Source organism: Streptomyces sp. SPB162 (assembly GCF_029504575.1).
In the GTDB taxonomy this organism is placed as follows: domain Bacteria; phylum Actinomycetota; class Actinomycetes; order Streptomycetales; family Streptomycetaceae; genus Actinacidiphila.
Genome location: NZ_JAQFII010000001.1, coordinates 5,646,808 through 5,669,680 on the forward strand (window position 1 = coordinate 5,646,808; position 22,873 = coordinate 5,669,680).

Sequence of the window (22,873 nt, forward strand, 5' to 3'; positions counted from 1 at the left end):
CGGGGCGGGGGAAAGGCCCGCCGCAGGCGCCGACCCCCGCCCTGTCACTGCCGTACGCAAAGATGGACCCGATGTCTGCCCTCGACGAACCCCTGAAGAAGTCGGTCGGCGGCCGCACGGCCAAAGTGCTCGCCGACCACCTCGACCTGCACACCGTCGGCGACCTGCTGCACCACTACCCGCGCCGGTACGCCGAGCGCGGAGAGCTGACGCGGCTGGCCGACCTCCCGCTCGACGAGCACGTCACCGTCGTCGCGGAGATCGCCAAGGCCGACAAGCGGACCTACAACGGCGGTACCGGCGTCCGCCTGGAGGTCGTCGTCACCGACGGCAGCGGCTCGCTGACCCTGGTGTTCTTCAGCAAAGCGGCCCACGCACACGCCCACCGGCTGATCCCCGGCCGCCGGGGGATGTTCTCCGGCAAGGTCTCGGTCTTCAACCGCACCCGCCAGCTCGCGCACCCGGACTACCAGCTGCTCGACGCGGAGGACGCGAAGGGCGGCGAGTCGGACGTGGCGGCCGCGTTCGCCAACCAGCAGATCCCGCTCTACCCCGCGTGCAAGCAGATCAGCTCCTGGCAGATCGCCCAGTCCGTGCAGACGGTCCTCGACTCGATGGGCGGCACGGGGTGGGCGGGCGTCGGCGAACCGCTGCCGGCCGCGCTGCGCGAGGCGCGCGGCCTGGCGCCGCTCTCCGAGGCGCTGGAGAAGATCCACCGGCCGCGCACCAAGGCCGACATCGCCGAGGCGCGGGACCGCCTGAAGTGGGACGAGGCCTACGTCCTGCAGGTGGCGCTGGCGCGCCGCAGGGCGGCCGACTCCGCGTTGCCCGCCACCCCGCGCGTGCCGCACGCCGACGGACTGATGACCACGTTCGACACCCGGTTGCCGTTCACCCTCACCGAGGGCCAGCAGAAGGTCTCGGCCGAGATCTTCGCGGACCTGGCGACCGAACACCCCATGCACCGCCTCCTCCAGGGCGAGGTCGGCTCCGGCAAGACGCTGGTCGCGCTGCGCGCCATGCTCGCCGTCGTCGACTCCGGCGGCCAGGCCGCGATGCTCGCGCCCACCGAAGTGCTCGCCCAGCAGCACCACCGGTCGATCACCGAGATGATGGGCGACCTCGCCGGCGGCGGCATGCTCGGCGGCGCCGAGAACGCCACCAAGATCGTGCTCCTCACCGGCTCGATGGGGGTGCCCGCCCGCCGCCAGGCCCTGCTCGACCTCGTCAGCGGGGACGCCGGGATCGTGATCGGGACGCACGCGCTGATCGAGGACAAGGTCAAGTTCCTCGACCTGGGCCTGGTCGTGGTCGACGAGCAGCACCGCTTCGGCGTCGAGCAGCGCGACGCGTTGCGCGCCAAGTCCGCCAAGCCGCCGCACCTGCTGGTGATGACCGCGACCCCGATCCCGCGCACGGTCGCGATGACCGTCTTCGGCGACCTGGAGACGTCCGTCCTGGACCAGCTGCCGGCCGGCCGCTCGCCGATCGCCACCCACGTCGTCCCGGCCCAGGACAAGCCGCACTTCCTGGCCCGTGCCTGGGAGCGGGTGCGGGAGGAGGTGTCCAACGGCCACCAGGCGTACGTCGTCTGCCCCCGGATCGGCGACGAGGAGGACGCGAAGAAGAAGCCGGACGACGCGGAGCGCCGCCCCCCGCTGGCCGTCCTGGACATCGCGGAACAGCTCGCCGCAGGGCCGTTGGCCGGGCTGCGGGTCGAGGTGCTGCACGGCAGGATGCAGCCGGACGCCAAGGACGACGTGATGCGCCGGTTCGCCGCCGGCCAGGTGGACGTCCTGGTGGCGACCACGGTCATCGAGGTCGGGGTGAACGTGCCGAACTCCACGGTGATGGTGATCATGGACGCCGACCGCTTCGGCGTCTCCCAGCTCCACCAGCTGCGCGGCCGCGTCGGCCGGGGTGCCGCCCCCGGCCTCTGCCTGCTCGTCTCCGAGGCGCACGAGGCGAGCCCCGCCCGGCAGCGCCTCTCCGCCGTCGCGGCGACCCTGGACGGCTTCGAGCTGTCCCGCATCGACCTGGAGCAGCGCCGAGAGGGCGACGTCCTCGGCCAGGCCCAGTCCGGCACCCGCTCGTCGCTGCGCATGCTGACCGTCATCGACGACGAGGAGGTCATCGCCGCGGCCCGCGACGAGGCCACCGCGCTGGTCGCCGTGGACCCCGAGCTGACCGGCCACCCGGACCTGCGCAGCGCCCTGGAGAGCCTGGTCGACGCGGACCGCGAGGAGTACCTCGACAAGGGCTGAGGCAAGGGCTGAGGCAAGGGCTGGGCAAGGGCGGAGGCAAGGGCTGGGGAGCAGGCCCAACGACCATGCTGAGCAGGTCGATTGTCAGTGGTCCCTGAGAGAATGGACGTAGTCCAAGTCGATGGACGTCGACGGACCTTTGGGGGCAAAAGCATGTCGTTCCGTCATCTCAACGAACTGCCGCTCGGCGACAAGGTCTTCCGGATCGAGCTCGCCAGCGACGACGACACCAACGTCTCTCTCACCCTCTCCGGATGGAGTGAGGACGACCCCGACACCCTCCTCGCCTCAGGCGACCTGCGGCTGCCCATGGCGGACGTGCCGGCCCTGCGGATCGCGCTCAACCGGGCGCTGCGCGCCCTCGCGCTCGTCGCCGACGTATCGGAGCCCATCCCCGACCGTGACGTGCTCAGGGAGCTGTTCCCCGGCCACGGCGCCCCCTGGGTGCCGCAGCACGAGGAGGAGCTGTTGCGGCGCTTCCACGACAGCGAGACCGTCGCCCGGATAGCCGCCCGCTTCGGGCGGACCCCGGACTCGGTCCGCACCAAACTGCGGGAGCTGGGGCACGACCCGCGGCGCCCGGAGTTCTGCCCGCCCGACGGCTGCCTGTCCTGGTCCCGCTACGCGTCCACCGCGCTGGTGGGGGCGGTGGAGGAGCCCGGCAGGGAGTGACTCCGTATCGTGGGGGAGCGGCGCCGCACAGCGCCGTTCCCCCACGATGTCGAGGACGTGAAGGACGAGATGACCCGCGTGATCGCCGGAGTCGCCGGTGGCCGCCGGCTGGCCGTGCCCCCGGGCAACGGGACCCGCCCCACCTCGGACCGGGCCAAGGAGGGCATGTTCTCCAGCTGGGAGGCGCTGCGCGGCACGCTGAGCGGCGCCAGGCTGCTGGATCTCTACGGCGGCTCGGGGGCGATCGGCCTGGAGGCGCTGTCCCGCGGGGCCGAGCACGTCCTGCTGGTCGAGTCCGACCCGGTCGCGGCCCGCACCATCCGGGAGAACGTGCGGATGATCGGGTTGCCCGGCGCCGAGGTGCGGGCCGGCCGGGCCGAGCAGGTCGTCGCCGGGCCGGCGCCCGCGACGCCGTTCGACATGGCGTTCCTGGACCCGCCCTACGAGATGGGCGACGGCGAACTGCGGGAGATCCTGCTCACACTCCGCATGCAGGGGTGGCTGGATGACGACGCGATCGTCACCGTGGAACGGCGCACCCGTGGCGGAGTCTCCCCCTGGCCCGACGGTTTCGAGGCCGTGAGGGCCCGCCGGTACGGCGAGGCGACACTTTGGTACGGTCGCGCCGCCGAAGTTACCGCCGAGTCATGAATGGCCCGGAGAGCGAGGAGTCTCAGTTGCGTCGCGCAGTCTGTCCGGGGTCCTTCGACCCCATCACCAATGGACATCTCGACATCATCGCCCGCGCCTCCCGGCTCTACGACACCGTCTACGTGGCGGTGATGATCAACCAGTCCAAGCAGGGCCTGTTCTCGGTCGAGGAGCGCATCGACCTCATCGGGGAAGTCACCGCCGACTTCGGGAACGTGCAGGTCGAGTCGTTCCACGGGCTGCTCGTCGACTTCTGCAAGGAGCGCGAGATCCCGGCCATCGTCAAGGGTCTGCGGGCGGTCAGCGACTTCGACTACGAGCTGCAGATGGCCCAGATGAACATCGGCCTCTCCGGAGTCGAGACGCTCTTCGTACCCACCAACCCCACCTACAGCTTCCTCTCCTCCAGTCTCGTCAAGGAGGTGGCCCAATGGGGCGGCGACATCTCCCACTTGGTGCCCCCGACGATCCTGGCGGCTCTCAACGACCGGCTCGGGCAGCGCTAGAGTTCTGCGTGTCCCGTCCGGACCCGGTCGGGCCCCGCTGAGGAAAGACTGACGCCCGTGGACGTGCAGAAGAAGCTCGACGAGATCGTCGCGGCCATCGAAGGCGCGCGGTCCATGCCGATGTCCGCCTCGTGCGTGGTCAACCGCGCCGAGCTGCTGAGCAGGCTCGAAGAGGTGCGCTCCGCGCTCCCCGACTCGCTGTCGCAGGCCGAGGCGCTCTTGGGCGGCCGTGAGCAGATGGTCGAGGAAGCCCGCCTCGAGGCGAACCGGATCATCGAGTCGGCGCACGCCGAGCGCGGTTCGATGATCTCGGACACCCAGATCGCCCGCCAGTCGCAGGACGAGGCGGAGCGCATCGTCGCCGAGGCCCGCCGCGAGGCGGAGGAGATCCGCGCCGAGGCCGACGACTACGTGGACAGCAAGCTGGCCAACTTCGAGGTCGTGCTCACCAAGACCATCGGCTCCGTCGACCGCGGCCGCGAGAAGCTGCTCGGCCAGGGCCCGGGGCTGGACGAGCAGGGCTACGAGGACGCGGACGCCCCCGAGCGCAGCGCCGACCCGGAGACGCTGCGGCGCCGGGCCGACGAGTACGTGGACACCAAGCTGGGCGCCTTCGAGGCGGTGCTCTCCAAGACCCTGGAGGCCGTCGGCCGCGGCCGGCTCAAGCTGACCGGCCACAGCGTCGCCGACGAGCTGGGCGCGCACATGGCGGCCCAGGACGCCGCGGAGGCGGCGGGCGGCCACCAGACCGACGCCGAGTTCATGGCGGGCCTGGCGGCCCCGGTCCCCGAACAGACCCAGCAGACGGACTACTCGTACGACGCGACGCCGGCCACGCAGGACTACGGATACCAGCAGGACTACGGCCAGCAGGCCGCCTACTCCGACCCGTACGCGGCCCAGCAACAGCAGCAGGGATACTCCGAGCAGGCCGGCTACGGCGGCTACCAGCAGGAGTACGGTCAGCAGACATACGCCGACCAGCAGGGCCAGTACCAGCAGCAGTCGTACGAGCAGCAGCACCAGCCCCAGCACCACCCGCACCACGAGCCCGCGGCGCTGGACGAGACCAGCCTCTTCGACACCGGCATGATCGATCTGAACCGGCTGCGGGAGCTGGAGCAGGGGCGCTGAACGCGCAGGTCACAGGGTTGCCCGAGGTGTCGGGCGGACGGTCGGCGGGGTGGCGCGAGGCGCTCCGCCGCCGTCGTGGCGCCGGGAGCGGGGTGGGCGAGTTGGGTCCTGCCCGCACGTCCAGTATCCTGACCATTCCAGCCGTGTAAATCACCGGCTCTTCGGGCTGCCCACCCTCCGGGGTGCAGGCATGCCGCACCGATGAAAGAGGAAGCCCTGAAAACCCCCCGTCTCGACCACCGCGAGCCTCTCGTGTTCGACACGCACGAGCTGGGTCGTCGTCCTGGTTCGATGCGGAAGGTCTCCCGTTCGGTGCCGGCACCCAAGGATCTCGGTATCGAGGTCATCGGGGTGCCCGAAGGCACGGCAGTACAGCTGGAGCTCCGACTGGAGTCGGTCATGGAAGGGGTACTTGTCACAGGTACCGTCCGTGCGCCGCTCTCGGGGGAGTGCGTAAGGTGTCTGGAGCCGTTCGAGCGCAAGCTCGACGCGGACTTCCAAGAGATGTACTCCTACCCCGACGCCGACACCCGGACCGCCCGCAAGGACGAAGCCGGTGACGACGCGGAGGAGGAGGACGTTCTCTTCCTCGAGGACGACCTGTTCGATCTCGAACCCGCGCTGCGGGACGCGGTGGTGCTCGCACTGCCGCTGCAGCCGGTGTGCCAGGAAGACTGCCCGGGACTGTGCTCCGATTGCGGAGAGCGGCTCGCGGACGACCCGGACCACCACCATGAGGTCGCCGACATCCGGTGGGCGGCCCTGCAGGAATTCAAGAAGAGCGGTGCCGACCAGGGCGCCGACGAGAACCAGGAGAAGTAGCCGTGGCTGTTCCGAAGCGGAAGATGTCGCGCAGCAACACGCGCCACCGCCGTGCGCAGTGGAAGGCTGTTGCCGTGAGCCTGGTGGCGTGCGAGAGCTGCCACCAGCCGAAGCAGAGCCACATCGCGTGCCCGAGCTGCGGCACGTACAACCGTCGTCAGGTCCTCGAGGTCTGATCGGCGGGTGACAGGCTCCATGTCAGACGCCAAATCGCCGAAGCAGGCGCCGGCGGACACAGCCTGGTCTCACACGCTTCTGGAAGGGCGGCTCGGGTACTCACTCGAGCCCGCCCTTCTGGTGCGTGCGCTGACCCATCGTTCGTTCGCGTACGAGAACGGCGGTCTGCCCACCAACGAGCGGCTGGAGTTCCTCGGGGACTCCGTGCTGGGCCTGGTGGTCACGGACACGCTGTACCGCACCCACCCCGACCTGCCCGAAGGCCAGCTGGCCAAGTTGCGGGCCGCGGTGGTCAACTCTCGTGCGCTGGCGGAAGTGAGCCGCGACCTCGAACTGGGCGGATTCATCCGGCTGGGACGGGGCGAGGAAGGCACCGGCGGCCGGGACAAGGCATCGATCCTCGCGGACACCCTCGAGGCGGTCATCGGCGCGGTCTATCTGGACCAGGGTCTGGATGCCGCGTCGGAGTTCGTACACCGGCTCTTCGATCCGCTGATCGAGAAGTCGTCCAACCTCGGGGCGGGCCTGGACTGGAAGACCAGTCTCCAGGAGCTGACCGCGAGCGAGGGCCTGGGTGTGCCCGAGTACGTGGTCACCGAGTCGGGTCCCGACCACGAGAAGACCTTCACGGCTGCCGCCCGCGTCGGTGGTGTCGAGTACGGCGCCGGCACCGGCCGCAGCAAGAAGGAAGCAGAACAGCAGGCGGCCGAGGCCGCCTGGCGCGCGATCCGCGCATCCGCCTCGGCGGCCAGCTGATCGCGTCACGTCAGAACGAGCCCACCGACGATCAGTCGGTGGGCTCGACGCGTACCCGGAGGAGTGGCGTTGCCCGAGCTGCCTGAGGTCGAAGTGGTCCGCATCGGTCTGGAGCGCTGGGTCAGCGGGCGCACCGTTGCGGACGCGGAGGTGCTGCACCCGCGCGCCGTCCGCCGGCACCTGGCGGGCGGCGAGGACTTCGCCGACCGGCTGTCCGGCGCGCTGATCGGCCCGGCCCGCCGCCGCGGCAAGTACCTGTGGCTGCCGCTCGACGGCACGACCGCGCTGCTCGGGCACCTCGGGATGAGCGGCCAGCTGCTGGTCCAGCCGCACGCCGCCCCCGACGAGACCCATTTGCGGATCCGGATCCGCTTCGACGACGCGCTCGGCACCGAGCTGCGCTTCGTCGACCAGCGCACCTTCGGCGGCCTGTCGCTGCACGACACCGTGCCGGGCAGCCCGCTGGCGCTGCCGGTACCGCTCGCGCACATCGCGCCCGACCCGCTGGAGGACGCCTTCGACGAGGAGGTCTTCCACGCCGCGCTGCGCCGTCGCCGGACCACGATCAAGCGCGCCCTGCTGGACCAGTCGCTGATCAGCGGGGTCGGCAACATCTACGCGGACGAGGCGCTGTGGCGCTCGCGGCTGCACTACGAGCGGCCCACCGCGACGATGACCCGGCCCAGGACAGCCGAGCTGGTCACGCACATCCGCGAGGTGATGAGCGACGCGCTGGCGGCCGGCGGCACGAGTTTCGACAGCCTGTACGTGAACGTCAACGGCGAATCCGGCTACTTCGACCGGTCGCTGGACGCGTACGGGCGGGAGAACGAGCCCTGCCGCCGCTGCGGCACCCCGATGCGCCGGCGCCCCTGGATGAACCGGTCCAGCTACTTCTGCCCGCGCTGCCAGCGCCCGCCGGTCATCGGTCGCTAGAGCCGGTCCGCACAGTGGCGGCGTGCTGCGCGTCGTAGCTCTCCCGGGCGGCCAGCACCTCGGGCATCCGGCCCTCGACCAGGTGGATCAGGTCGAGCAGCCGGCGGGTGGTCTCCCGGCCCAGCTCGGTGAGGCGGTAGTCGACGCGCGGCGGGTTGGTCGTCTGCGCCTCGCGGTGCACCAGTCCGTCGCGCTCCAGGGCGTGCAGCGTCTGGGAGAGCATCTTCTCGCTCACCCCGGCGATCCGGCGGCGCAGCTCGTTGAAGCGCACGGTGTCCTCGCCGAGCGCGCCGAGCGTCAGGCTCCCCCAGCGGCCGGTGACGTGCTCCAGCGTGCCGCGGGAGGGGCAGTCGCGCGCGAAGACGTTGAACGGCAGCTGCGCGTCGTCCTGGGGGCCGCACGTACCGGTACGGGTGCTCATGGTGGGAGCGTACTCCCGGGTTGCGCTGACCCAGGGATTGCGCTTTCGAAAAGTCAGCCCTCCGGCTCTCCTTCTCCTAGAAGCCGAAGTCCTGCGTCCACCAGGGGCCGCCCGGCGCGTAGTGGACGCCTATGCCGAGGGTCTTGTAGTCGCAGTTCAGGATGTTGGCGCGGTGCCCCTCGCTGTTCATCCACGCGGTCATCACGGCCTCCGCGTCCGCTTGGCCGCGGGCGATGTTCTCCCCGCCCAGGCTGGTGACGCCGGCCGCCTTGGCCCGGTCCCAGGGGGTGTGGCCGTCCGGGTCGGTGTGGTCGAAGAAGCTCCGGATCGCCATGTCCTCGCTGAAGGCCTGGGCGAGCTTGCTCAGCGACGCGTCGGCGGTCACGGGGGCGCAGCCGACCTTGGCACGTTCGACGTTCACCAGGTTCAGCACCGCGGCCTGGGCCGTGACGGCCGAATCGGTCGGGCTGGGCGTCGGGGTCGCGGTGCGGGTCGGCGTCGGAGCGGGGGTGGTGGGCCGGGGGGTGACCGGCTTCCGGGTGGGTGTGACCTTGGGGGCCGGGGTGGTGCTGGGCGCGGCGGCCGAGGTCGGCGGCGTCGTCGTCCTGGGGGTGCTTCCGCGGGTCGTGGTGGGGCTGGTCGGTACGGAAGGGCGGCCGGTGCTCCGCGGGGAGGGGGAGCCGGTATCCGGCAGGTAGGGGCCGGACGAGCCGTCCGGCTGGGGGCGTGTCCCCCCGGGAATGTCGCCCTGGGCGGCGACGCCCCCCGGTGCTCCGTTCAGCGACGGCAGCAGCCCGGACGACATCGCGACGGCGCCCACGGCCAGAGCGGCGGACGACGCCAGCAGGCCGGTGCGAACGGCGCTGTGGCGTCGCCGCGGGCCGCGGTGGCCCCGGCGGTCCCGGGTCGGCGCGACGGCCTGGGTGGCATTGCGACTGTGGCGGCCCATGTCTCGCTGTCCTCATCGTCGCGGATTAACCCGAACGGGTGAGTCCTGTTGCGCGCCGACTGTAGCGAATGACGCACGTGGCCGGAGTGAAGCGTGGGCAACTGACGGGATAGCGTGCACACATGAACGAAAATGTCCGGCTTACGGCCTGGGTGCGCGGACGCGTCCAGGGCGTCGGCTTCCGCTGGTGGACCCGGGCCAACGCGATGCGCATCGGTGGCCTGGCGGGTTACGCCGGAAACCTCGCCGACGGCCGGGTGCAGGTGGTGGCCGAGGGGGACCGCGCGCAGTGCGAACAGTTGCTCGACTGGCTGGTGACGGGGGACACGCCCGGCCGCGTCGAGGGTGTCACGGAGATCTGGGGTCGGCCGCGCGGCGGGTACGACGGCTTCGAGATCCGCTGATCGTTACGCCTCGCGTACATGCCGTGTGCAATCGCCTACGGCAAGTACTCACCGGACAGTTGCCATATCCGGAGTGTCGTGCAAGGCTGCCGACATCGAGGATGATCTCGACGCCCCACGGGCAGCCGCCGGCGCTCTTCCGCCGTGTTTTCTGAGGCTGACCCGATGGCTGGGCTGTGATCGTGTTGACCGTGTACCTATTTGGTGAGACGCTGGAAGCCCCGCGCATCGTAGCCGTAATGCAACCTAAGCGGCGGCTTCGGCGCACCGCGCGGGTGCACATTCCCCTCACCCACGACCCTACCGCTCCCGGTCGGTCACTCAGCGTGGAGGACCATCAATCATGGCAAAGGCGCTTCTCGGTTATGTCGGCGGCCCCGACCCGCGACTCCTCGCCGAGATGCGAAGGCTTCAGCAGCGCGTTCAGGATCTGGAATCCGAATTGGTTCGGATGCAGACGGAGAACGACGCGCTGACTGTGGCGTCGCACGAAGAGTCGCTGCTCAGCAGCATCGATGTATCGCGCGCGGAGCCCGTGCTCGCCTGATCCGGCCTGATCACCGGACGGGTGCCACGGCACCGCCAACGCATTGTGCAAGGGACGCTTCGGCGTCCCTTCGTCGTTCCGTCTTCATCCGCGGGCCCCCCGACGATCACTGTTCTCATGGTGTGCCCTGCACCTTCCCTGGTGAAACCGAACCCGGAAGGTAGAGTCCGACGGCGTGCACCTCAAGAGCCTCACGCTGCGTGGATTCAAATCCTTCGCCTCGGCCACGACGCTGCGCTTCGAGCCCGGCATCACGTGTGTCGTGGGCCCCAACGGGTCCGGCAAGTCCAATGTGGTGGACGCGCTCTCCTGGGTCATGGGGGAGCAGGGGGCCAAGTCGCTGCGCGGCGGCAAGATGGAGGACGTCATCTTCGCCGGCACCACGGGGCGCCCGCCGCTGGGCCGCGCCGAGGTGTCCCTGACGATCGACAACTCCGACGGCGTGCTGCCCATCGAGTACGCCGAGGTCACCATCACGCGGATCATGTTCCGCAACGGTGGCAGCGAGTACCAGATCAACGGCGACACCTGCCGGCTGCTCGACATCCAGGAACTGCTCTCCGACTCCGGCATCGGCCGCGAGATGCACGTCATCGTCGGCCAGGGCCAGCTCGACTCCGTCCTGCACGCCGATCCGATGGGCCGCCGCGCCTTCATCGAGGAGGCGGCCGGGGTGCTCAAGCACCGCAAGCGCAAGGAGAAGGCGCTGCGGAAGCTGGACGCGATGCAGGCCAATCTGGCGCGCGTGCAGGACCTGACGAACGAACTGCGACGGCAGCTCAAGCCGCTGGGGCGGCAGGCGCAGGTCGCCCGGCGGGCCGCCGTCATACAGGCCGACCTGCGTGACGCCCGGCTGCGGCTGCTCGCCGACGACCTGGTCACCCTGCGCCGGGCGCTGAGTGCCGAGGTCGCCGACGAGGCGTCGCTCAAGGAGCGGCGGGACACGGTGGAACAGGACCTGGCCGCCGCGCTGCGGCGCGAGAGCGCGCTCGAGGAGCAGGTCAGGGCCCTCGCGCCGCACCTAGCCGACGCACAGGCGACCTGGTACGGCCTCTCCCAGCTCGCCGAACGCGTGCGCGGCACGATCGGACTGGCCGAGCAGCGGGTGCGGCACGCCACCGGCCAGCCCGCCGAGGAGCGGCGCGGCCGCGAGCCGGAGGACATGGAGCGGGAGGCGGCCCGGATCCGCGAGCAGGAGGCCGAGCTGACCGAGGCCCTCGACGCGGCGCGGCGGGCGCTGGAGGACACCGTCGACCACCGCGCCGCCCTGGAGCAGCAGCTGGCGGCGGAGGAGCAGCGGCTGCGGTCCGCGGCGCGGGCGATCGCGGACCGCCGGGAGGGCCTCGCGCGGCTGCAGGGCCAGGTCAACGCGGCGCGCGGCCGGGCCGGTTCCGCGGAGGCGGAGATCGGCCGGCTCGCCACGGCCCGCGACGAGGCACGCGACCGCGCCGAGTCCGCGCAGGAGGAGTACGAGGAGCTCAAGGAGCGGGTGGACGGCCTGGAAGCGGACGACTCCGAACTGGAGGAGCGCCTGGCGGCCGCGACCCGCGAGCAGGCGGCGGCCGAGGAGGCGTTCTCGGCCGTCCGCGACGCGGCCACCGCGGCCGAGCGCGAGCGCGCCGCCCTCACCGCCCGGCGCGACGCGCTGGCACTCGGCCTGCGCCGCAAGGACGGCACCGGCGCGCTGCTCGCCGCCGGCGACCGGCTCACCGGTCTGCTCGGCCCCGCCGCGGAACTGCTCACCGTGGCACCGGGCTTCGAGATCCCGGTCGCCGCCGCCCTCGGCGCGGCGGCCGACGCCGTCGCCGTGTCGGGCCCTTCGGCCGCCGCCGACGCGCTCCGGCTGCTGCGCAAGGACGACGCAGGCCGGGCGGCGCTGGTGCTGGCGGACGGAACGGCGTCCGGCGGGTGGCCCGGCGCTTCCGGCGGCGGCACGTCCGCCCGCCACCCGGCCGACGGCCCCCGCTCGGCGACGCTGCCGCAGACCGCGGTGGCGACCGCGGTGCCGCACGCGCGCACCGCGACCGCCCCGCTGCCCGCGGGGGCGCGGCAGGCGGCCCCCCTGGTCGGCGGGCCCGGCGACCTGCTCCCCGCCGTGCACCGCATCCTGCGTGACACGGTCGTCGTGGAGAGCCTCGCCGACGCGGAGGAGCTCGTGGCGGCGCACCCGGAACTCACCGCGGTCACCGCCGACGGCGACGTGCTCGCCGCGCACTTCGCGCACGGCGGCTCCGCGGGCGTGCCCAGCCTGCTGGAGGTTCGTGCTGCCGTCGACGAGGCGGCCCGTGAGCTGGAGCGGGTGGCGGCGCTGTGCGAGTCCCTCGCGGGGGAGCAGCACGGGACGACGGAGCGGCGCGCGGCCTGCGCGCAGGCCGTGGACGCGCTGGCGCGGACGCGGCGGGCGGCGGAGAAGGAGAAGTCCGCGGTCGCCCAGCAGCTCGGGCGGCTGGCCGGTCAGGCGCGTGCCGCCGGGGGAGAGGCCGAGCGCAGCGCCGCCGCCGTGGGACGGGCCGAGGAGTCGCTGGCCGCGGCGATGGAGGAGTTCGAGGAGTTGTCGGTGCGGCTGGGGGAGGCCGTGGAGGCACCCGGTGAGGAGGAGCCCGACACCTCCGTGCGGGACCGGCTGTCCGCCGACGGGGCCAACGCGCGGCAGACCGAGATGGAGGCGCGGCTCCAGCTGCGCACCCACGAGGAGCGGGTGAAGGGGCTGGCCGGGCGGGCGGACGCCTTGGACCGAGCGGCCCGCATCGAGCGTGAGACCCGGGCGCGTGCCGAGCAGCGCCGGGCCCGGCTGGAGTACGAGGCCCGGGTGGCGGGCGCGGTGCTGGCCGGTGCGCGCGCCCTGCTGGAGTACGTGGCGGTGTCGCTCGCGCGCGCGGAGGCCGAACGGGGGGCGGCCGAGCGGGCCCGTGCGGAGCGTGAGGCGCAGCTGGGGGAGGAGCGCCGGCAGGGCCGGGAGCTCAAGGCCGAGCTGGACAAACTGACCGACTTCGTCCACAAGGGCGAGGTGCTGGGCGCCGAGAAGCGGCTGCGCATCGAGCAGTTGGAGACCCGGTCGCTGGAGGAGCACGGCATCGAGCCGTCCGGGCTGGTCGACGAGTACGGCCCGCACCACCTCGTGCCGCCGTCGCCCGCCGCGGAGGGCGAGGAGTTGCCCGAGGATCCGGAGCACCCGCGCAACCGGCCGAAGCCGTATCTGCGCGCGGAGCAGGAGAAGCGGCTGAAGGCCGCCGAGAAGGCGTACCAGCAGCTGGGGAAGGTCAACCCGCTGGCCCTGGAGGAGTTCTCCGCGCTGGAGGAGCGCCACAAGTTCCTGACCGAGCAGCTGGAGGACCTGAAGCGGACCCGGCTGGATCTGCTGCAGGTCGTCAAGGAGGTCGACGAGCGCGTCGAGCAGGTCTTCTCGGCGGCTTACCACGACACGGCGCGGGAGTTCGAGGGCGTGTTCTCGCGGCTCTTCCCCGGTGGCGAGGGCCGGCTGATGCTGACAGACCCGGACAACATGCTCACTACAGGTGTGGAGGTTGAAGCGCGGCCGCCCGGGAAGAAGGTCAAGCGGTTGTCGCTGCTGTCGGGTGGTGAGCGCTCGCTGACGGCGGTGGCACTGCTGGTGTCGATCTTCAAGGCCCGGCCGAGTCCGTTCTACGTGATGGACGAGGTCGAGGCGGCGCTGGACGACACGAACCTGCAGCGGCTGATCGGTCTCATGGAGGAGCTACAGGAGAGTTCACAGCTCGTCGTCATCACGCACCAGAAGCGGACGATGGAGGTCGCCGATGCCCTGTACGGCGTATCGATGCAGGGCGATGGGGTCTCCAAAGTGATCAGCCAGCGGTTGCGTGAGGGCAAGCGCAAGACGGCCTAGTCCTCCATTCATTCAATTGGTGAACTCAAGCGGGTGAGCTCTGTGCTCATCTGCGACAGAAGGCCCAGCAGACCCCCTGTTGACTTCGAAACTTGAAGGCATAGTCTCTGCAACGTCACTTTTACCTTCGAGTGGTGGCCGTCGGGTAGGCGGCTGACACTGAAGATCCAGTCCCTCACGCGAGGGGCTCACCGCCGAGCCCCAGGAGTCCACGTTGACCAGTACCGCACCCGTGGCCGGTCCCGAAGGCCGGCAGGCCCATCCGGAGCACCTCGGCCACGTCATCTTCATCACCGCGGCCGCCGCCATGGGCGGCTTCCTGTTCGGCTACGACAGTGCCGTGATCAACGGCGCGGTCGAGGGCATCCGCGGCAAGTACGACATCGGCTCCGGCACCCTCGCCCAGGTCATCGCGATCGCCCTGATCGGCTGCGCCATCGGCGCCGCCACCGCCGGCCGGATCGCCGACCGCATCGGCCGTATCCGCGTCATGCAGATCGCCGCCACCCTCTTCACTGTCAGTGCGGTGGGCTCCGCGCTGCCGTTCGCCCTCTGGGACCTCGCCATGTGGCGCGTGTTCGGTGGTATCGCGATCGGTATGGCGTCGGTGATCGGCCCGGCGTACATCGCCGAGGTCTCCCCGCCCGCCTACCGCGGACGGCTCGGCTCCTTCCAGCAGGCCGCCATCGTGATCGGCATCGCCGTCTCGCAGCTCGTCAACTGGGGCCTGCTGAACGCGGCCGGCGGCGACCAGCGCGGGAAACTGCTGGGCCTGGAGGTCTGGCAGGTCATGCTCGGCGTGATGGTCGTCCCGGCGGTCATCTACGGGCTGCTGTCGTTCGCGATCCCCGAGTCGCCGCGCTTCCTGATCTCCGCCGGCAAGACCGCGCACGCCAAGAAGGTGCTCGCCGACGTCGAGGGCAAGGACGTCGACCTCGACGCACGGGTGGCGGAGATCGAGCACGCCATGCGCCGCGAGCACAAGTCGACCTTCAGCGACCTGCTCGGCTCCCGGATGGGCTTCCTGCCGATCGTCTGGGTCGGCATCGGCCTCTCGGTCTTCCAGCAGCTCGTCGGCATCAACGTGGCGTTCTACTACTCGTCCACGCTGTGGCAGTCGGTCGGCATCGACCCGAGCAGCTCCTTCCTGTATTCGTTCACCACCTCGATCGTGAACATCATCGGCACCGTGATCGCGATGATCTTCGTCGACCGGATCGGCCGCAGGCCGCTCGCGCTGATCGGTTCCGCGGGCATGGCCGTCTCCCTGGCGCTGGAGGCCTGGGCCTTCTCCGCCAAGACCGCCGAAGGGACACTGCCGAACACCGAGGGCACCGTGGCGCTCATCGCCGCCCACGTCTTCGTGCTGTTCTTCGCCCTCTCGTGGGGTGTCGTGGTCTGGGTCTTCCTCGGCGAGATGTTCCCGAACCGGATCCGCGCTGCGGCGCTCGGCGTGGCGGCCTCCGCGCAGTGGATCGCCAACTGGGCGATCACCGCGAGCTTCCCCAGCCTGGCGGACTGGAACCTGTCGGGGACGTACGTCATCTACGCCTGCTTCGCCCTGCTCTCGATCCCCTTCGTGCTCAAGTTCGTGAAGGAGACCAAGGGCAAGACGCTGGAGGAAATGGGCTAGGCCGTGTCTGACACATACCGGCGTCCGCCCGGAGGGCGGGGCCCGGGGCGTCTGGTGCGTGCGATCGCACGGCGGAGGGTCGCCCCTGTACTGGACGTACCGGGGCGGGCCCGACAACTGGGGGCCCCTCCCAGCGGTAGCTGGGGGAGCGCGCGCGTGCCAGACGTCCCAGGCCAGGCGGGATGTGTCAGACACGGCCTAGAACCCGTCTTCGCGTCGCTGCCGCGTCCTCACGTGAGGCGCGGCAGCACCTGCTCCGCCAGCAGGTGCAGACTGCGCCAGCCCTCGTCGACCGGCATGCCCCCGCACAGGGGGTGCAGGACCAGACTCGCCTGGTCCCCGCCGGCCTCGGCGAGGGCGACGCATTCGTCGGGCGTGACGATCCGGTAGACCCCCTCCCGGCGGAGCTCCTCGACGCCGGTGGCGGCCGAGCGCACGGCGGAGTGGATGTCGGCCGACTGCCAGGAGGCGTACGTCCGCGCCTCGTGCAGCAGGTGCTCGCCGTACCGCGCCCAGGCGCGGTCGGGGTCCTCGGACAGGTGCAGCAGCGGGACCTTCGCCGGCGGCATCATGCACCAGCCCTCGGTGCCGTACTCGGCGAGCCGCTCCCGGTAGTACGCCTCCAGCTCGGGCAGGTACGCGCTGGGGAAGAGCGGCAGGCCGAGCCGGGCGGCGCGGCGGGCGGCCGCCCTGGAGCTGCCGCCGACCAGCAGCAGGGGATGGGGCCGCGTGAAGGGGCGCGGGGTGACCCGTACGGTCCTGCCGCGGTACTCGAAGGGCTCGCCGGTCCACGCGGTGAGCAGCGTCTCCAGGACCTCGTCCTGGAGCTTGCCGCGGTGCGTCCAGTCCCGGCCGTGCGCGTCGTACTCCGCCTGCCGGTAGCCGATGCCGGCCACGGTGACGAGGCGGCCGCCGCTGAGCAGGTCCAGGACGGCGATGTCCTCGGCCAGCCGCAGCGGATCGTAGAGCGGGCCGATCAGCGCGGACACGGTGACGGCGATCCGGCGGGTGGCGCCGAAGACCGCGCCCGCGAAGGTGAGGGGCGAGGGCAGCCAGCCGTTGGCGGCGCCGTGGTGCTCCTCGGTCTGGACGGTGTCGACGCCGCGGTCGTCCGCGTAGGCCGCCATCTCGAGGGCCGCCTTGTACCGGGCGCTGAGCGACGTCGGCTCCGCCGCGGGATCGACGAGGTTGAACCGGATGACCGTGACGGGCATGGCGGAAGCTCCCCTTCGCCGGTGATGGGCCAGATGGACGCTAACTGACGCAGCGTCAGATTGGTAGGGTCGGGCACGACGGGCCGGCACGACGGGCCGGCGCGCGGACCCCGGGGCCCCGCGCCGCCGCGCAGTGTCGCGGTCGGCGGCGACCGTGACCGATACTGGGGGCGATATGGAAACCGTCATCCTTGCTGTAGTCATCGCCCTGGTCGCGGTCGTCGCCGCCGGCGGACTGGTGGTCGGCAGCCGCCGCAAGAAGCAGCTGCCGCCCGCGCCGCCGAGCACGCCGACCATCACCACGCCGCCCGCCGAGCCAGGCGTCGGAGACGAAGCGGAGGTCCCACGGGACGAGCCGCGCCGGACGATCGAAGAGGTCGTCCTCCCCGACACGCCTGGCGCGCCCGATGCCGTGGAGGAGCTGCCGGCACCCGCGGCTCCCGAACTCGAACGGCCCGAACCCAGCGCCGGCCGCCTGGTGCGGCTGCGCTCCCGGCTGTCCCGGTCCCAGAACACGCTCGGTAAGGGGCTGCTCGCGCTGCTCTCCCGCGAGCACCTGGACGAGGACACCTGGGAGGAGATCGAGGACATCCTCATCACCGCCGACGTGGGTGTCGCTCCGACGCAGGAGCTGGTGGACCGGCTGCGCACCCGGGTGAAGGTGCTCGGCACCCGCACCCCCGCCGATCTGCGCGCCCTGCTCCGCGAAGAGCTGCTGACCCTGGTCGACCCCACGTTCGACCGTGAGCTGCGGACCGAGAGCCACGAGACGACGCCGGCCGTCGTGCTGGTCGTCGGCGTCAACGGCACCGGCAAGACCACGACCACCGGCAAGCTCGCCCGCGTCCTGGTGGCCGACGGCCGCAGCGTGGTGCTCGGCGCGGCGGACACCTTCCGTGCCGCCGCCGCCGACCAGCTGCAGACCTGGGGCGAGCGGGTGGGCGCCCGTACCGTGCGCGGCCCCGAGGGCGGCGACCCGGCGTCAATCGCCTTCGACGCAGTGAAGGAAGGTATCTCCGCGGGTGCGGACACCGTCCTGATCGACACCGCGGGCCGGCTGCACACCAAGACCGGCCTGATGGACGAGCTGGGCAAGGTCAAGCGGGTCATCGAGAAGCACGGCCCGGTCGACGAGGTGCTGCTGGTGCTCGACGCGACCACCGGCCAGAACGGGCTGGTACAGGCCCGCGTCTTCGCCGAGGTGGTCGACATCACCGGCATCGTGCTGACCAAGCTGGACGGCACCGCCAAGGGCGGCATCGTGATCGCGGTCCAGCGCGAGCTGGGCGTGCCGGTGAAGCTGATCGGGCTGGGTGAGGGCGCGGACGATCTGGCGCCCTTCGAGCCGGAGGCGTTCGTCGACGCCCTCATCGGCGACTGACCCGCAGGCAGGTATCGAGCGGTTGTATACGTAAGGGGCGCCCTCCCCCAAGGGCGCCCCTTACGTATCTCCCGCGCGGTGGTGGCTCCAGTGGCCGGCGGCCGACCCCTCAGCTCCGTACGAGCCAGCGGCCGGGCGCCAGGTCGCGGTGGCAGACGTACGCCAGGGTGCCGAGCAGCAACCGGGCCTCGGGCGGCTGGTGGACCGAGTCGAGCAGCGGCGACCTCAGCCAGCGCACCGGGCCGAGCCCGCCGAGGTCGGACGGCGGGGCGGTGACGTGGTCACCGAGGCCCAGGCAGCGCAGGTCGAGATCGGTGTCGTCCCAGCCCATCCGGTAGAGCAGGTGCGGAAGTTCGGCCGCGGCGCCCGGCGCGACGAAGAACTGCGCGCGGCCCGTCGGGGTGACCAGCACCGGGCCCAGTCGCAGCCCCATCCGCTCCAACCGCACCAGCGCGCGCCGCCCGGACTGCTCCGCCACGTCGATGACGTCGAAGGTCCGGCCCACCGGCAGTAGCAGGGCGGCTCCCGGCACTTGGTCCCAGGCCTCGTTGGCGTGCTCCAGAGTCGCGCCGGCCGGGATCTCGTCGGCGAACACCAGAGGATGCGCCCCCGGCTCCTTGCAGTCGGGATCACCGCACGAGCAGGCTCCACCGCCCCGGGCGGCGCGCGCCCCCGGTGTGACCGCCCACCCGCACAACCCCGTGTACTCCGCCACCGTGGTGCACGCCGTGGCGCGTCCTCTCCGGCGCGAGCCGGCCCGGATATCCCGAATGCCGCCGATCGTGAAACCCATGACACCCCCAACGGATCACAGTCGCCGATGGTTACGCCCCTGCCTGACCGGGGTGTGTCAAGTGAATCGTGTACAGCCGCAGAGGAGTTCATTCGAAGGGGTGGCGAATGGTGGCGTTTCCGCCGTGGCACTCGCCCGATGGGTGATCGTAGGATTACTTTCAGTTCGTGAGCGCCAGACATGCGTCCCCACCGGGTATGCCGGAGGCAAGGCGGCAGGGTTTGGGCTCAGCGGGCCTCGGCCGTAAGGGCGTTGGGCGACTCGGATGGGGGCCAACCGGTGGGCGGCACACAGGACAAGCAGCCCAACGCGCAGCTGAACTCGTGGTTCGTGCGCAGTGGCTGGTCGAAGGGTGAGTTGGCCCGGCAGGTCAACCGCAGGGCGCGGCAGATGGGCGCACACCACATCAGCACCGACACCTCCCGGGTGCGGCGCTGGCTCGACGGCGAGCAGCCGCGCGAGCCGATTCCGCGCATCATGTCCGAGCTGTTCTCCGAGCGGTTCGGCTGCGTGGTCCCGGTCGAGGACCTGGGACTGCGGTCGGCGCACCAGTCACCGTCGGAATCGGGCGTGGACCTGCCCTGGGCCGGCCCCCAGACGGTCCAGCTGATCAACGAGTTCTCCCGCAGCGACCTGATGCTCGGCCGCCGCGGCTTCCTCGGGGCCTCGTTGGCCCTCTCCGCGGGCCCGGCTCTCGTCGAGCCGATGCAGCGCTGGCTGGTGCCGCCCTCGCTCGGCGGCTTCCCGCCGCCGGTCACCGGCGCGCCCCGGGACACCGGCAACCGGCCGAACCGGCTGTCCGAGCCCGAACTGCAGCTGCTGGAGACCACCACGGTGATGTTCCGCACCTGGGACAGCCAGTGCGGTGGCGGGCTGCGCCGCAAGGCGGTCGTCGGCCAGCTACACGAGGTGACCGACCTGCTGCAGGAGTCGCACCCGGAAGCGGTCGCCACGCGGCTCTACCGCGTCACCGGGGACCTCGCGGCGCTGGCCGGCTGGATGAGCTACGACGTCGGGCTGCAGCCCACCGCGCAGAAGTACTTCGTGCTCGCCCTGCACGCCGCCAAGGAGGCAGCCGACCGTCCGCTGGGCGCGTTCATCCTCTCCAGCATGAGCCGCCAGATGATCCACCTGAACCGTCCGGACGACGCGCTGGAACTCATCCACCTCGCCCAGTACGGCAGCCGGGACACGGCCACCGCCACCACCCAGGCGATGCTGCACGCCGTCGAGGCCCGCGCCTACGCCAGCATGGGCCAGGTCAGCAAGTGCCACCGGGCCGTGCGGATGGCCGAGGACTCGTTCACCGACGCCCGCGCGGACGATGACCCGGACTGGATCAGCTTCTTCAACGAGGCCGAGCTGAACGCGGAGAACGCCCACTCCTACCGCGACCTCGCCTACGTCGCCGGCCGCAGCTCCACCTACGCCTCGCTCGCCCACCCCGTGATGGAGCGGGCGGTCGAGCTCTTCGGCCAGGACCCCGTCCACCAGCGGGCGTACGCCCTCAACCTCATCGGCATGGCCACCGTCCACCTCCTCGAGCGGAACCCGGAGCAGGCCGCCGACATGACGCACAAGGCCATCTCCGTGGCCAGAAAAGTACGCTCGGAACGGGTGAACACCCGGATCCGCAAGACCGCCGGCACCGCGATGCGCGACTTCGGAGACATCGCCGAGGTCATCGACCTCTCCGAGCGGCTGGCGGTCGAGCTCCCGGAAGTGGCCGAAACCGCATAGTCGGCGGCCCCCTCAGACCCCGGCCGCGGCAGTCCACCCGATCAGCTCGACTCGGCTCCCCCACGCCAGGTCAACCGGGTGGCTCCGCGGCCGGTCCCGTATACGGCGCCCGCGCCTGCCGGTGAGCGGTTCATCTTCACGTAACACATGGGACTTCTTCGTCACCGCGTCGAAACACCCTGCGGCATCGGGCGAAACCCGACTGGGACAACCTCTGGGCGATAACCGGCCCACCCAGCACGGTCCCGCAGGGCCGCTCGGATGACGAGGAGACGCCGATGGCACCAGCCATCATGACGCTTGCCGCTGACGCGCCCAAGCTCGATACCGGAAATACGGCGTTCATGCTGCTCAGCGCCGCCCTGGTCATGGTGATGACACCGGGCCTGGCCTTCTTCTACGGGGGCATGGTCCGCGTCAAGAGCGCGCTGAACATGTTGATGATGAGCTTCATCAGCCTCGGCATCATCACCATCCTGTGGACGCTCTACGGATTCAGTTTCGCCTTCGACTCCGGCAACGGGTTCATGGGTGGCACCAGCTGGCTCGGGATGCGCAACATCGGCATCGGCGAGCTGTGGCCCGGGTACGGCATCCCGGTCTACGTCTTCGCCGTGTTCCAGCTGATGTTCGCGGTCATCACCCCGGCGCTGATCAGCGGTGCGCTCGCGGACCGCGTGAAGTTCACCGCCTGGGCGCTGTTCATCACCCTGTGGGCGACGGTCGTGTACTTCCCCGTCGCGCACTGGGTCTGGGCCTCGGACGGCTGGCTCTTCAAGTACGGCGTGATCGACTTCGCCGGTGGTACCGCGGTCCACATCAACGCGGGCGCCGCAGCCCTCGGTGTGATCCTCGTCATCGGCAAGCGGGTCGGCTTCAAGCGGGACCCGATGCGCCCGCACAGCCTGCCGCTGGTCATGCTCGGCGCGGGCCTCCTGTGGTTCGGCTGGTTCGGCTTCAACGCCGGGTCCTGGCTCGGCGCCGACGGCGTCGCCGCCGTCGCGTTCACCAACACCCAGGTCGCCACCGCCGCCGCGATGCTCGGCTGGCTCGCCTACGAGAAGCTCCGGCACGGCTCCTTCACCACCCTGGGCGCCGCCTCGGGCGCGGTCTCCGGACTGGTCGCGATCACCCCCGCCTGCGGTTCGGTCTCCCCGCTCGGCGCGATCGCCGTCGGTCTGATCGCCGGTGTGCTGTGCGCCGCCGCGGTCGGCCTGAAGTACAAGTTCGGCTACGACGACTCGCTGGACGTCGTCGGTGTCCACATGGTCGGCGGCGTCGTCGGCTCCCTGCTCATCGGCCTCTTCGCCACCGGTGGCGTCGGCCAGACCGCCAAGGGCCTGTTCTACGGCGGCGGCCTCGACCAGCTCGGCAAGCAGGCGGTCGGTGTCGGCGCGGTCCTCGGGTACTCCCTGGTCGCCTCCGCCGTCCTCGCCAAGCTCATCGACCTGGTCATGGGCTTCCGGGTCACCGAGGACGACGAGATCACCGGCATCGACCAGATCGAACACGCCGAGACGGCATACGACTTCGCGGGAGCGGGCGGCGGCACGGTCCGCACCACCGCGGCACCCGTTCCCGGCAGCAAGAGCAGCGAGGCCGGCGCCTCGGAGAAGAAGGTGGACGCGTGAAGCTCATCACGGCAGTTGTGAAGCCGCACCGGCTGGACGAGATCAAGGAGGCCCTGCAGGCCTTCGGGGTGCACGGCCTGACGGTCACCGAGGCCAGCGGCTACGGCCGGCAGCGCGGCCACACGGAGGTCTACCGTGGCGCCGAGTACACCGTCGACCTCGTGCCGAAGATCCGCATCGAGGTGCTGGTCGAGGACGGCGACGCCGATCAGCTGATCGAAGTCATCGTCAAGGCCGCCCGCACCGGCAAGATCGGTGATGGCAAGGTGTGGAGCATCCCGGTCGAGACGGCGGTCCGCGTACGCACCGGCGAACGCGGCCCGGACGCCCTCTAGACCCGGCCCCGCCCAGGCGGACCGGATCTTGCGACAAGCGCC

General features: G+C 71.1%; 21 protein-coding genes. 17 read left to right on the forward strand and 4 right to left on the reverse strand.

Going from position 1 to position 22,873, the window contains the following annotated elements:
• Positions 1 to 62: 62 nt before the first annotated feature.
• The 9 genes from recG to mutM all read left to right on the forward strand — a co-directional run bounded on the left by recG (position 63) and on the right by mutM (position 7,918).
• On the forward strand, positions 63 to 2,264 hold the full coding sequence (recG, locus tag M2266_RS25635) for an ATP-dependent DNA helicase RecG (RefSeq protein ID WP_277440304.1): 2,202 nt from the start codon (positions 63 to 65) through the stop codon (positions 2,262 to 2,264).
• 153 nt (positions 2,265 to 2,417) lie between these two features.
• Positions 2,418 to 2,936 carry a hypothetical protein gene (locus M2266_RS25640; RefSeq protein WP_277440305.1) on the forward strand — a complete coding sequence of 173 codons (519 nt, stop codon included), beginning with the start codon at positions 2,418 to 2,420 and terminating at the stop codon, positions 2,934 to 2,936.
• Positions 2,937 to 3,005: 69 nt separating this feature from the next.
• On the forward strand, positions 3,006 to 3,587 hold the full coding sequence (rsmD, locus tag M2266_RS25645; protein WP_277441352.1) for a 16S rRNA (guanine(966)-N(2))-methyltransferase RsmD: 582 nt from the start codon (positions 3,006 to 3,008) through the stop codon (positions 3,585 to 3,587).
• Positions 3,588 to 3,613: 26 nt separating this feature from the next.
• Positions 3,614 to 4,093, forward strand: coding sequence for a pantetheine-phosphate adenylyltransferase (gene coaD / locus M2266_RS25650; RefSeq protein WP_277440306.1), 480 nt, complete (start codon positions 3,614 to 3,616; stop codon positions 4,091 to 4,093).
• Between the two features lie 57 nt (positions 4,094 to 4,150).
• Entirely contained in the window at positions 4,151 to 5,227 is a 1,077-nt protein-coding gene (locus M2266_RS25655; protein ID WP_277440307.1) for an ATP synthase F0 subunit B, read from the forward strand.
• A gap of 201 nt (positions 5,228 to 5,428) precedes the next feature.
• Positions 5,429 to 6,049, forward strand: coding sequence for a YceD family protein (locus M2266_RS25660; protein WP_138356470.1), 621 nt, complete (start codon positions 5,429 to 5,431; stop codon positions 6,047 to 6,049).
• Between the two features lie 2 nt (positions 6,050 to 6,051).
• Entirely contained in the window at positions 6,052 to 6,225 is a 174-nt protein-coding gene (gene rpmF / locus M2266_RS25665; protein ID WP_138356469.1) for a 50S ribosomal protein L32, read from the forward strand.
• A 19-nt stretch (positions 6,226 to 6,244) separates the two neighbouring features.
• A complete protein-coding gene (gene rnc, locus M2266_RS25670) occupies positions 6,245 to 6,982 on the forward strand; it encodes a ribonuclease III (RefSeq protein ID WP_277440308.1) in 738 nt (245 codons plus the stop codon).
• 69 nt (positions 6,983 to 7,051) lie between these two features.
• The gene (gene mutM / locus M2266_RS25675) at positions 7,052 to 7,918 is read left to right on the forward strand and encodes a bifunctional DNA-formamidopyrimidine glycosylase/DNA-(apurinic or apyrimidinic site) lyase (RefSeq protein WP_277440309.1); all 867 of its coding nucleotides are present in this window, start codon (positions 7,052 to 7,054) and stop codon (positions 7,916 to 7,918) included.
• Here mutM and M2266_RS25680 read toward each other — a convergent pair.
• Both M2266_RS25680 and M2266_RS25685 read right to left on the reverse strand, forming a co-directional pair.
• Entirely contained in the window at positions 7,905 to 8,339 is a 435-nt protein-coding gene (locus tag M2266_RS25680) for a helix-turn-helix domain-containing protein (protein ID WP_277440310.1), read from the reverse strand. The two genes, mutM and M2266_RS25680, sit on opposite strands and share 14 nt — an antisense overlap.
• Positions 8,340 to 8,415: 76 nt before the next feature.
• Positions 8,416 to 9,288: a CAP domain-containing protein gene (locus tag M2266_RS25685; protein WP_277440311.1), complete on the reverse strand. Its 873-nt coding sequence runs from the start codon at positions 9,286 to 9,288 to the stop codon at positions 8,416 to 8,418.
• A gap of 122 nt (positions 9,289 to 9,410) precedes the next feature.
• On the opposite strand from M2266_RS25685, the gene M2266_RS25690 reads away from it, so the two are divergent.
• The 4 genes from M2266_RS25690 (at position 9,411) to M2266_RS25705 (ending at position 15,737) form a co-directional block, all read left to right on the forward strand.
• On the forward strand, positions 9,411 to 9,692 hold the full coding sequence (locus tag M2266_RS25690) for an acylphosphatase (protein ID WP_277440312.1): 282 nt from the start codon (positions 9,411 to 9,413) through the stop codon (positions 9,690 to 9,692).
• A gap of 343 nt (positions 9,693 to 10,035) precedes the next feature.
• Positions 10,036 to 10,239: a hypothetical protein gene (locus M2266_RS25695; protein ID WP_277440313.1), complete on the forward strand. Its 204-nt coding sequence runs from the start codon at positions 10,036 to 10,038 to the stop codon at positions 10,237 to 10,239.
• A gap of 175 nt (positions 10,240 to 10,414) precedes the next feature.
• Entirely contained in the window at positions 10,415 to 14,104 is a 3,690-nt protein-coding gene (locus tag M2266_RS25700) for an AAA family ATPase (RefSeq protein WP_277440314.1), read from the forward strand.
• Positions 14,105 to 14,318: 214 nt separating this feature from the next.
• Positions 14,319 to 15,737 (forward strand): sugar porter family MFS transporter, encoded by a 1,419-nt coding sequence (locus M2266_RS25705; RefSeq protein ID WP_277440315.1) that lies wholly within the window; start codon positions 14,319 to 14,321, stop codon positions 15,735 to 15,737.
• Positions 15,738 to 15,967: 230 nt separating this feature from the next.
• Here the strand turns inward: M2266_RS25705 and M2266_RS25710 are convergent, their stop codons facing one another.
• A complete protein-coding gene (locus M2266_RS25710) occupies positions 15,968 to 16,951 on the reverse strand; it encodes an LLM class flavin-dependent oxidoreductase (protein WP_277440316.1) in 984 nt (327 codons plus the stop codon).
• Positions 16,952 to 17,126: 175 nt separating this feature from the next.
• Here M2266_RS25710 and ftsY point away from each other — a divergent pair, with 175 nt between their 5' ends.
• Complete coding sequence (ftsY, locus tag M2266_RS25715; protein WP_277440317.1) at positions 17,127 to 18,332, forward strand: signal recognition particle-docking protein FtsY; 1,206 nt, start codon at positions 17,127 to 17,129, stop codon at positions 18,330 to 18,332.
• Positions 18,333 to 18,441: 109 nt separating this feature from the next.
• Here ftsY and M2266_RS25720 read toward each other — a convergent pair whose 3' ends face one another.
• Entirely contained in the window at positions 18,442 to 19,125 is a 684-nt protein-coding gene (locus M2266_RS25720) for a bifunctional DNA primase/polymerase (RefSeq protein WP_277440318.1), read from the reverse strand.
• Positions 19,126 to 19,404: 279 nt separating this feature from the next.
• Between M2266_RS25720 and M2266_RS25725 the strand changes: the two genes are divergently transcribed.
• The 3 genes from M2266_RS25725 (at position 19,405) to M2266_RS25735 (ending at position 22,831) form a co-directional block, all read left to right on the forward strand.
• Positions 19,405 to 20,865, forward strand: a complete 1,461-nt coding sequence (locus M2266_RS25725) for a hypothetical protein (RefSeq protein WP_277440319.1) — start codon at positions 19,405 to 19,407, stop codon at positions 20,863 to 20,865.
• Between the two features lie 278 nt (positions 20,866 to 21,143).
• Positions 21,144 to 22,496, forward strand: coding sequence for an ammonium transporter (locus M2266_RS25730; RefSeq protein WP_277440320.1), 1,353 nt, complete (start codon positions 21,144 to 21,146; stop codon positions 22,494 to 22,496).
• Positions 22,493 to 22,831, forward strand: coding sequence for a P-II family nitrogen regulator (locus M2266_RS25735; RefSeq protein ID WP_277440321.1), 339 nt, complete (start codon positions 22,493 to 22,495; stop codon positions 22,829 to 22,831). Before M2266_RS25730 ends, M2266_RS25735 begins: the two co-directional genes overlap by 4 nt.
• Positions 22,832 to 22,873 lie beyond the last annotated feature (42 nt).

Coding starts and splice junctions, on each gene's coding strand:
- M2266_RS25640 (WP_277440305.1), top strand. CDS start 2,418: ATGTCGTTCCGTCATCTCAACGAACTGCCGCTCGGCGACAAGGTCTTC.
- M2266_RS25710 (WP_277440316.1), bottom strand. CDS start 16,951: ATGCCCGTCACGGTCATCCGGTTCAACCTCGTCGATCCCGCGGCGGAG.
- M2266_RS25730 (WP_277440320.1), top strand. CDS start 21,144: ATGGCACCAGCCATCATGACGCTTGCCGCTGACGCGCCCAAGCTCGAT.
- rnc (WP_277440308.1), top strand. CDS start 6,245: ATGTCAGACGCCAAATCGCCGAAGCAGGCGCCGGCGGACACAGCCTGG.
- M2266_RS25720 (WP_277440318.1), bottom strand. CDS start 19,125: ATGGGTTTCACGATCGGCGGCATTCGGGATATCCGGGCCGGCTCGCGC.
- rsmD (WP_277441352.1), top strand. CDS start 3,006: ATGACCCGCGTGATCGCCGGAGTCGCCGGTGGCCGCCGGCTGGCCGTG.
- M2266_RS25695 (WP_277440313.1), top strand. CDS start 10,036: ATGGCAAAGGCGCTTCTCGGTTATGTCGGCGGCCCCGACCCGCGACTC.
- M2266_RS25685 (WP_277440311.1), bottom strand. CDS start 9,288: ATGGGCCGCCACAGTCGCAATGCCACCCAGGCCGTCGCGCCGACCCGG.
- ftsY (WP_277440317.1), top strand. CDS start 17,127: ATGGAAACCGTCATCCTTGCTGTAGTCATCGCCCTGGTCGCGGTCGTC.
- M2266_RS25690 (WP_277440312.1), top strand. CDS start 9,411: ATGAACGAAAATGTCCGGCTTACGGCCTGGGTGCGCGGACGCGTCCAG.
- M2266_RS25660 (WP_138356470.1), top strand. CDS start 5,429: ATGAAAGAGGAAGCCCTGAAAACCCCCCGTCTCGACCACCGCGAGCCT.
- recG (WP_277440304.1), top strand. CDS start 63: ATGGACCCGATGTCTGCCCTCGACGAACCCCTGAAGAAGTCGGTCGGC.
- M2266_RS25680 (WP_277440310.1), bottom strand. CDS start 8,339: ATGAGCACCCGTACCGGTACGTGCGGCCCCCAGGACGACGCGCAGCTG.